Below are 7,114 nucleotides of genomic sequence, written 5' to 3' on the forward strand. Positions count from 1 at the left end.
GCCGGGTGCGGAGGGGAGGCGCCGCGGCCAAGTGGGCCGCGGGCCAGCAGGCTTGATACGGGATCAGGCCTTCTTGGTCTCCCAGAAGATCTTGTCGATCTCGGCGATGAGCTCGAGAGCCTTCTCACCGGTCTTCGGGTCCGTCGAGGCCTTGGCGGCCGACAGCGCCTTCAGGGTGTCGTTGACCAGCTGGTGCAGCTGCGGGTACTTCTCGAAGTGCGGGGGCTTGAAGTAGTCGCTCCACAGCACGGACACGTGGTGCTTCGCGAGCTCGGCGCGCTGCTCCTTGATGACCGTGGCGCGGGCCTGGAAGTGCGGGTCGTCGTTGGCGGCCATCTTCTCCTGGACAGCCTTCACCGACTCCGCCTCGATGCGGGCCTGGGCCGGGTCGTACACGCCGCAGGGCAGGTCGCAGTGCGCGCTGACCTTGACCTTGGGGGCAAACAGGCGGGAAAGCATGGAGCGTTCCTTCCTCGTGATCGTCTTCTCAGGTGGGACATTACTCCCTGAGGGAGGGGTTTTCGCGAGTGCCCCTGTGGGCTTAGGGCAAAAGTCCGGGGTCACACTGGGACTGGTGGAGGACCGACCGGGGAGGTGCCGGGTGATGCCGGAGCTGTCGCAGGAGACCGAGCGCGGGCGGACGGGGCAGCCGTTCGGGCTGGCCGAGGTGACCGGGCCGTCGATGGTGCCGACGCTGTACCACGGCGACCAGCTGGTGGTGCGTCACCGGGGCCGGATCAGGCCCGGTGACATCGTCGTCCTGCGGCACCCCCTCCAGCAGGACCTGCTCATCGTCAAGCGCGCCACCCAGCGGCGCGAGGGCGGCTGGTGGGTGCTCGCGGACAACTCGTTCGCCGGCAACGACAGCAACGACTACGGCGTGGTGCCCGACGACCTGATCCTGGGCCGGGTCTGTTTCCGCTTCCGGCCGCGCAGGCCCGATCAGCGGGCGCCCTTCGCGCTGCTGCGGTGGGCGCTGTCGGCCGCCAGGCCGGTCTTCTCCGACCGGTCCGCCTCCTGGCGTTTGCGGGCACGGTAGGCGGCCACGTTGGCGCGGGTCGCGCAGCGGTCGGAGCAGTAGCGCCGCGACCGGTTGGTCGAGGTGTCCAGGTAGGCGTTGCGGCAGGGGGCGGCCTCGCACAGGCCGAGCCGGTCGACGCCGTACTCGGTGAGGTGGAAGGCCAGACCCATCGCGGCGATCGCGGCATAGCCGGCGGTCGCGTTCGACGGATGGTCCGCCAGGTGCATGTGCCACAGCGGGCGGCCGTCGTCGTCCCGGAAGTCGTGCCCGGAGATCTGCGGGCTCACCGGGAACTCCAGGAGCAGCGAGTTCAGCAGGTCCACCGCGAGGGTCTCGTCGCCGCTGTCCGCCGCCTCGAAGACCGCGCGCAGCCGGGCGCGTACCGAGCGGAACCGCGTGACGTCCGCGTCGGTGGCGCGCCGTGCCGCCGACTGGTTGCCGCCGAAGAGGTCGCGGACGGCCCCGACCGAGGTCAGCGAGTCGTTGCCCCGGGCCGGTTCCTCGCTGTTGACGAGACGGACGGCGTAATCCGAGTAATAGGCCAGTTCCACTTGTAGTCCTTACGGGGGCGCTCTATGGTCTTGGATGCGGTCGGGGTAACAGCCGGTCGTGCATGCAGGGTATTACGTTGGAGCGCGCGGCGGAGGATGCGGTGACGAACGCGGACACGACCACGACGGGTACCACCGAGGCGAACGGCGCGGACTGGCCGGCCTGGCAGGAGAGCTGGGACCGGCAGCAGGAGTGGTACATGCCGGATCGCGAGGAGCGCTTCCGGATCATGCTGGACATGGTGGAGGCGCTCGTCGGCACCACCCCGCGCGTGCTGGACCTGGCCTGCGGCACGGGCAGCATCACCGCGCGGCTGCTCGCCCGCTTCCCCGGAGCCGTCAGCACCGGTGTCGATCTCGACCCGGCCCTCCTCGCCATCGCCGAGGGCACCTTCGCGGGTGACGGGCGGGTCTCCTTCGTCACGGCCGACCTCAAGGACCCCGACTGGTCGGCGCGGCTGCCGTACGACTCGTACGACGCCGTGCTGACCGCCACCGCCCTGCACTGGCTGCACCGGGAACCCCTCGCGGCCCTCTACGGCCGGATCGCGGAACTCGTCCGCGACGGCGGTGTCTTCATGAACGCGGACCACATGATCGACGAGAGCACACCCCGGCTCAACGCGGCGGAGCGCGCCTGGAGCCACGCCCGCAGGGAGCGGGCCAGGGAAGCCGGTGCCCTCGACTGGGCCGCGTGGTGGCAGGTGGCCGCCCAGGACCCGGTCCTGGCCGTGCCGACCGCCCGCCGCTTCGAGATCTACGGCGAGCACGCCGACGGCGAGATGCCGTCCCCCGCATGGCACGCGCGCGTGTTGCGCGAGAAGGGCTTCGGGGAGGCCCGCCCGGTGTGGTGCTCGCCCTCGGACACCCTGCTGCTCGCGCTCAAGTAGCAGGCGGCAGGCGGCAGGCGGCAGGCGGCAGGACGTGGAGAGGGGCGGTACGGAATTTCCGTACCGCCCCTCTTCCGTCGTTCCTCGGCGCCGGGCTACAGCACCTTGGACAGGAACGCCTGGGTGCGCTCGTGCTGCGGGTTCGTCAGCACCTCGCGCGGGTTGCCGGACTCGACGACCACACCGCCGTCCATGAAGACCAGGCTGTCGCCGACCTCACGGGCGAAGCCCATCTCGTGGGTGACGACGACCATCGTCATGCCGGACTCGGCGAGGTCGCGCATGACGTCCAGGACGTCACCGACCAGCTCCGGGTCCAGGGCCGAGGTCGGCTCGTCGAAGAGCATCAGCTTCGGGTCCATGGCCAGGGCCCGGGCGATGGCCACCCGCTGCTGCTGGCCGCCGGAGAGCTGGGAGGGGTAGTTCCCGGCCTTGTCGGCCAGGCCCACCCGCTCCAGGAGCTGCATCGCACGCTCCCTGGCCTGGGCCTTGCCGATGCCCTTGACCTGGACCGGCGCCTCGATGACGTTCTCGACGGCCGTCATGTGCGGGAACAGGTTGAAGCGCTGGAAGACCATGCCGATGTCCCGGCGCTTCAGCGCGACCTCGCTGTCCTTGAGCTCGTACAGCTTGTCGCCCTTCTGGCGGTAGCCGACCAGCTCGCCGTCGACGTACAGCCGTCCGGCGTTGACCTTCTCCAGGTGGTTGATGCACCGCAGGAAGGTCGACTTGCCGGAGCCGGAGGGGCCGATGAGGCAGAACACCTCGCCGGTCTTCACCTCCAGGTCGATCCCCTTGAGGACCTCGACGTAGCCGAAGGACTTGTGGACGTCCTCGGCCTTGACCATCGGGACGGCGGAGGAGCGCGCGGGCGTGTCCGCACCGCTCAGCGTCTCGGTCATGCCAGGCCTCCCTTCGGACGGCTCAGGGACAGCATGTTGCTCTTGACCTTCTGGAACACCGTGGGCGGCAGCGAGCGGCTGGAGCCCCGGGCGTAGTACCGCTCCAGGTAGTACTGGCCGACGCTGAAGATCGAGGTCAGCAGCAGGTACCAGGCCGCCGCCAGGAACAGCATCTCGGCGGGGGCGCCGGAGGTCTGGCCGATGTCCTGGGCGACGCGGAACAGTTCGGAGTACTGGACGACCGACACCAGCGAGGTCGTCTTCAGCATGTTGATGACCTCGTTGCCCGTCGGCGGCACGATCACGCGCATCGCCTGCGGGATGACGATCCGGCGCAGCGTCCTGGCGTGGCTCATGCCCAGCGCGTGCGCGGCCTCGGTCTGGCCCTCGTCGACCGCGAGCAGACCGGCGCGGCAGATCTCGGCCATGTACGCGGCCTCGTTCAGGCCCAGGCCGAGCAGCGCGGTCAGGAACGGGGTCATGAAGTCCGACCACTGGTCCTTGTAGAGCGGACCGAGGTTGATGTACTCGAAGACCAGGCCCAGGTTGAACCAGACCACGAGCTGCACCAGGACCGGGGTGCCGCGGAAGAACCAGATGTAGAACCACGCGATGGACGAGGTCACCGGGTTCTTCGACAGGCGCATCACGGCGAGCAGGATGCCGCCGCCGATGCCGATCGTCATCGACAGCACCGTTATCAGGAGCGTCTTGCCCACGCCCTGCAGGACGCGGTCGTCGAAGAAGTAGTCCGGGATCGCACCCCAGTTGATCTTGCCCTGGGAGAACGCGTAGACCACACCGGCCATCAGGGCCAGCGCGATGACGGCGGAGACGTACCGCCCGTAGTGACGGACCGGGATGGCCTTGATGGCCTCCGGGGCGGCCGGTGGGGCTGCCACCGGCCCGTCCGTCGTGGTGTCTTCAACAGTCACGGGTGTTGCCTTTCAGCGGCCGCGCGCGGTCACTTGCCGCCGTTGACGGCGGCCGTGGTGACGGCGCCGGCGTCGACGCCCCACTTCTGGATGATCTTGGCGTACTCGCCGTTCTTGATGATGGCGTCCAGCGCGGCCTGGATGGCGTCGCGCAGCTGGGTGTTGCTCTTGGCCACCGCGATGCCGTACGGCGCGGCCTCGACCTGCTCGCCGACGATCTGGAAGTCGTTGCCGCCGCCGGAGGTCTTCACCGCGTACGCGGCGACCGGGAAGTCGGAGGAGCCGGCGTCGGCGCCGCCCGCGCGCAGTCGGGTCTGGGCCTGCTGGTCGTTGTCGAAGGCCTGGATGGCGATCGCCTTGCCGCCGGTGCACTTCTTCGTCTCGGCCTTGGCGAGGTCCTCGGAGACCGTGCCGCGCTGCACCACGAGCTTCTTGCCGCACAGGTCCGCCCAGGTCTTGATGCCCTGGTCCTTGCCCTTGGGGGTGTAGATCGAGACGCCGGCGGTGAAGTAGTCGACGAAGTCGACGCCCTCGCCGACCTTCTTGCCGGTGTCGGAGTCGACGCCGTCCTGACGGTCCTTCGTGTCGGTCATCGCGGACATGGCGATGTCGTAGCGCTTGGAGCGCAGACCGGTGATCAGGGTGTCGAACGTGCCGTTCTGGAAGTCGAACTTCACGCCCAGCTGCTTGCCCATCGCGTCGGCCAGGTCGGGGTCGATGCCGACCGTCTTGCCGGAGCTGTCCTTGAACTCGACCGGCGCGTAAGCGATGTCGGAGCCGACCTTGATGACGCCGGCGTCCCGGACGGCCTGCGGCAGCTTGTCGGCCAGCGGGGCCGAGGCCGAGGCGGTCGAGCCGCTTCCGGAGCCGTTGTCCTTGGTCTGGTCACCGCAGCCGGTGAGCAGCAGGGCGCCGGCGACCGCGATCGCGCCGACCGCTGCTAGCCGGGTGTGCGCGGCGGTGGAACGACGGGTGGTGCTTGCGGTCATGGTGGGTTCCTCCGGCGGGTGGATGGCGTTGCCGATGGGTCGACGAGAACACACACCATCGGGTGTCGCGACCTCGTGTGGTTACGGCATCCTGCCATTCGGATTCAGTCATTCAGGTGAGTCGGCATGTCAAAATCGGATAACGGGACGCCCTCGAACTGCATCAGGCCGGACATCACGACCGGACCTTCTGCGGGAATCTCTGCTTCCGGCCGGAAAATCTGCGGCGTGTCTCGCCATGTGGCCGGTCTCGGCGCGCCCGTTGAGGACGCTTGATTCACCCTCAACCCTTTGTCCAGGATTTGCCCCCTTTTTCGAGCATGAGTCATCTCACTGGCACGAGACCACATGTGACCTTCGCGTTATGGACTCGTCCTCGGCCGCGTCCGTCCGGTAAGAAGGATCCTCACACCCCTCATCCGGGGCTCAGGGCGCGTGTGCGGCGCGCCCGACGCGTATGTGCCCGTACGCCTCACCTCACTGGGCCGTGCGCGATGCCCGCCCACCCCTCACCAGGAGTGGCCACCCTCAACCATGTACACCTAAGGGGTAAGACACAGTGGCAGCGGAGATCATCAATCCTCGCAGCAAGAACAATACGGACCAAGGGGACAGTGCGGAGCCCCTCGACTCCTTCGACCCCGCGTTCGCTCTGCATCGCGGCGGCAAGATGGCTGTGCAGGCCACCGTGCCGATCCGGAACAAGGACGACCTGTCCCTCGCCTACACCCCCGGCGTCGCTCGCGTGTGCACCGCGATCGCGGAAAACCCGGAACTCGTCGACGACTACACCTGGAAGTCGTCCGTGGTCGCCGTCGTGACGGACGGTACGGCCGTGCTCGGCCTCGGGGACATCGGTCCCGAGGCGTCCCTGCCCGTGATGGAGGGCAAGGCGATCCTGTTCAAGCAGTTCGGCGGCGTGGACGCGGTTCCGATCGCCCTCGCCTGCACGGACGTGGACGAGATCATCGAGACCGTGGTGCGCCTCGCGCCGTCGTTCGGCGGGGTGAACCTGGAGGACATCTCGGCGCCCCGGTGCTTCGAGATCGAGCGCCGGCTCCAGGAGCGCCTGGACATCCCGGTCTTCCACGACGACCAGCACGGCACCGCCGTCGTGACGCTGGCGGCGCTGCGCAACGCGGCGCGGCTGAGCGGACGGGCCGTCGGGGACCTGCGCGCCGTCATCTCGGGCGCCGGCGCGGCCGGTGTCGCCATCGCGAAGATGCTCGTCGAAGCAGGCATCGGGGACGTCGCGGTCGCGGACCGCAAGGGCGTCGTCTCCCGGGACCGTGACGACCTGACGCCGGTCAAGCGGGAGTTGGCCGAGTTCACGAACAAGGCCGGGATCTCCGGAACGCTGGAGACCGCGCTGGACGGCGCCGACGTCTTCATCGGCGTCTCCGGCGGTACGGTCCCGGAGGAGGCCGTGGCCTCGATGGCGAAGGGTGCCTTCGTCTTCGCCATGGCGAACCCGAACCCCGAGGTGCACCCCGAGGTGGCGCACAAGTACGCCGCGGTCGTCGCGACCGGGCGCTCGGACTTCCCGAACCAGATCAACAACGTGCTGGCGTTCCCGGGCATCTTCGCGGGCGCGCTCCAGGTGCGGGCCTCCCGGATCACCGAGGGCATGAAGATCGCTGCGGCCGAGGCGCTGGCGGCGGTCGTCGGCGACGACCTCGCCCCCGACTACGTCATCCCCTCGCCGTTCGACGAGCGGGTCGCCCCCGCGGTGACCGCCGCGGTCGCGGCCGCGGCGCGGGCGGAGGGCGTGGCTCGCCGCTGAGCGTGTCGGCGCTGACGGAGACGTTCGTACGGGAGCGGCCGCT

General features: G+C 69.0%; 8 protein-coding genes. 3 read left to right on the forward strand and 5 right to left on the reverse strand.

All coding sequences use genetic code 11. The annotated features are described in order from the left end of the window. Nucleotides 1-63: 63 nt before the first annotated feature. Nucleotides 64-459 carry a superoxide dismutase, Ni gene (sodN, locus tag ABT085_RS41470; protein WP_020130742.1) on the reverse strand — a complete coding sequence of 132 codons (396 nt, stop codon included), beginning with the start codon at nt 457-459 and terminating at the stop codon, nt 64-66. A 145-nt stretch (nt 460-604) separates the two neighbouring features. Between sodN and sodX the strand changes: the two genes are divergently transcribed. Next, nucleotides 605-1,039 carry a nickel-type superoxide dismutase maturation protease gene (gene sodX / locus ABT085_RS41475; protein ID WP_152892134.1) on the forward strand — a complete coding sequence of 145 codons (435 nt, stop codon included), beginning with the start codon at nt 605-607 and terminating at the stop codon, nt 1,037-1,039. Here the strand turns inward: sodX and ABT085_RS41480 are convergent. Then, nucleotides 943-1,572: a CGNR zinc finger domain-containing protein gene (locus ABT085_RS41480; protein ID WP_351620791.1), complete on the reverse strand. Its 630-nt coding sequence runs from the start codon at nt 1,570-1,572 to the stop codon at nt 943-945. The genes sodX and ABT085_RS41480 overlap by 97 nt on opposite strands. A 101-nt stretch (nt 1,573-1,673) precedes the next feature. Between ABT085_RS41480 and ABT085_RS41485 the strand changes: the two genes are divergently transcribed. Then, nucleotides 1,674-2,462: a class I SAM-dependent methyltransferase gene (locus tag ABT085_RS41485; RefSeq protein WP_351620794.1), complete on the forward strand. Its 789-nt coding sequence runs from the start codon at nt 1,674-1,676 to the stop codon at nt 2,460-2,462. 95 nt (nt 2,463-2,557) lie between these two features. On the opposite strand, the gene ABT085_RS41490 is transcribed toward ABT085_RS41485, so the two are convergent. From ABT085_RS41490 to ABT085_RS41500, 3 genes are read right to left on the reverse strand one after another with little or no spacing between them, the layout of a single operon-like run. Next, complete coding sequence (locus ABT085_RS41490; RefSeq protein ID WP_351620805.1) at nt 2,558-3,310, reverse strand: amino acid ABC transporter ATP-binding protein; 753 nt, start codon at nt 3,308-3,310, stop codon at nt 2,558-2,560. Nucleotides 3,311-3,360: 50 nt separating this feature from the next. Beyond that, the gene (locus ABT085_RS41495) at nt 3,361-4,299 is read right to left on the reverse strand and encodes an amino acid ABC transporter permease (protein ID WP_351620797.1); all 939 of its coding nucleotides are present in this window, start codon (nt 4,297-4,299) and stop codon (nt 3,361-3,363) included. A 29-nt stretch (nt 4,300-4,328) separates the two neighbouring features. Continuing rightward, nucleotides 4,329-5,288: an ABC transporter substrate-binding protein gene (locus ABT085_RS41500; RefSeq protein WP_351620800.1), complete on the reverse strand. Its 960-nt coding sequence runs from the start codon at nt 5,286-5,288 to the stop codon at nt 4,329-4,331. 559 nt (nt 5,289-5,847) lie between these two features. On the opposite strand from ABT085_RS41500, the gene ABT085_RS41505 reads away from it, so the two are divergent. Further along, nucleotides 5,848-7,071 carry an NAD(P)-dependent malic enzyme gene (locus ABT085_RS41505; RefSeq protein WP_351620803.1) on the forward strand — a complete coding sequence of 408 codons (1,224 nt, stop codon included), beginning with the start codon at nt 5,848-5,850 and terminating at the stop codon, nt 7,069-7,071. Nucleotides 7,072-7,114 lie beyond the last annotated feature (43 nt).

Origin of the sequence: Streptomyces sp. NPDC002265 (assembly GCF_040296125.1) — a bacterium.
Classification (GTDB): Bacteria; Actinomycetota; Actinomycetes; order Streptomycetales; family Streptomycetaceae; genus Streptomyces.

Bases quoted from the DNA above. Each gene is read 5' to 3' on its own strand.
- sodN (WP_020130742.1), bottom strand. From the start codon at position 459: ATGCTTTCCCGCCTGTTTGCCCCCAAGGTCAAGGTCAGCGCGCACTGC.
- sodX (WP_152892134.1), top strand. From the start codon at position 605: ATGCCGGAGCTGTCGCAGGAGACCGAGCGCGGGCGGACGGGGCAGCCG.
- ABT085_RS41490 (WP_351620805.1), bottom strand. From the start codon at position 3,310: ATGGTCAAGGCCGAGGACGTCCACAAGTCCTTCGGCTACGTCGAGGTC.
- ABT085_RS41500 (WP_351620800.1), bottom strand. From the start codon at position 5,288: ATGACCGCAAGCACCACCCGTCGTTCCACCGCCGCGCACACCCGGCTA.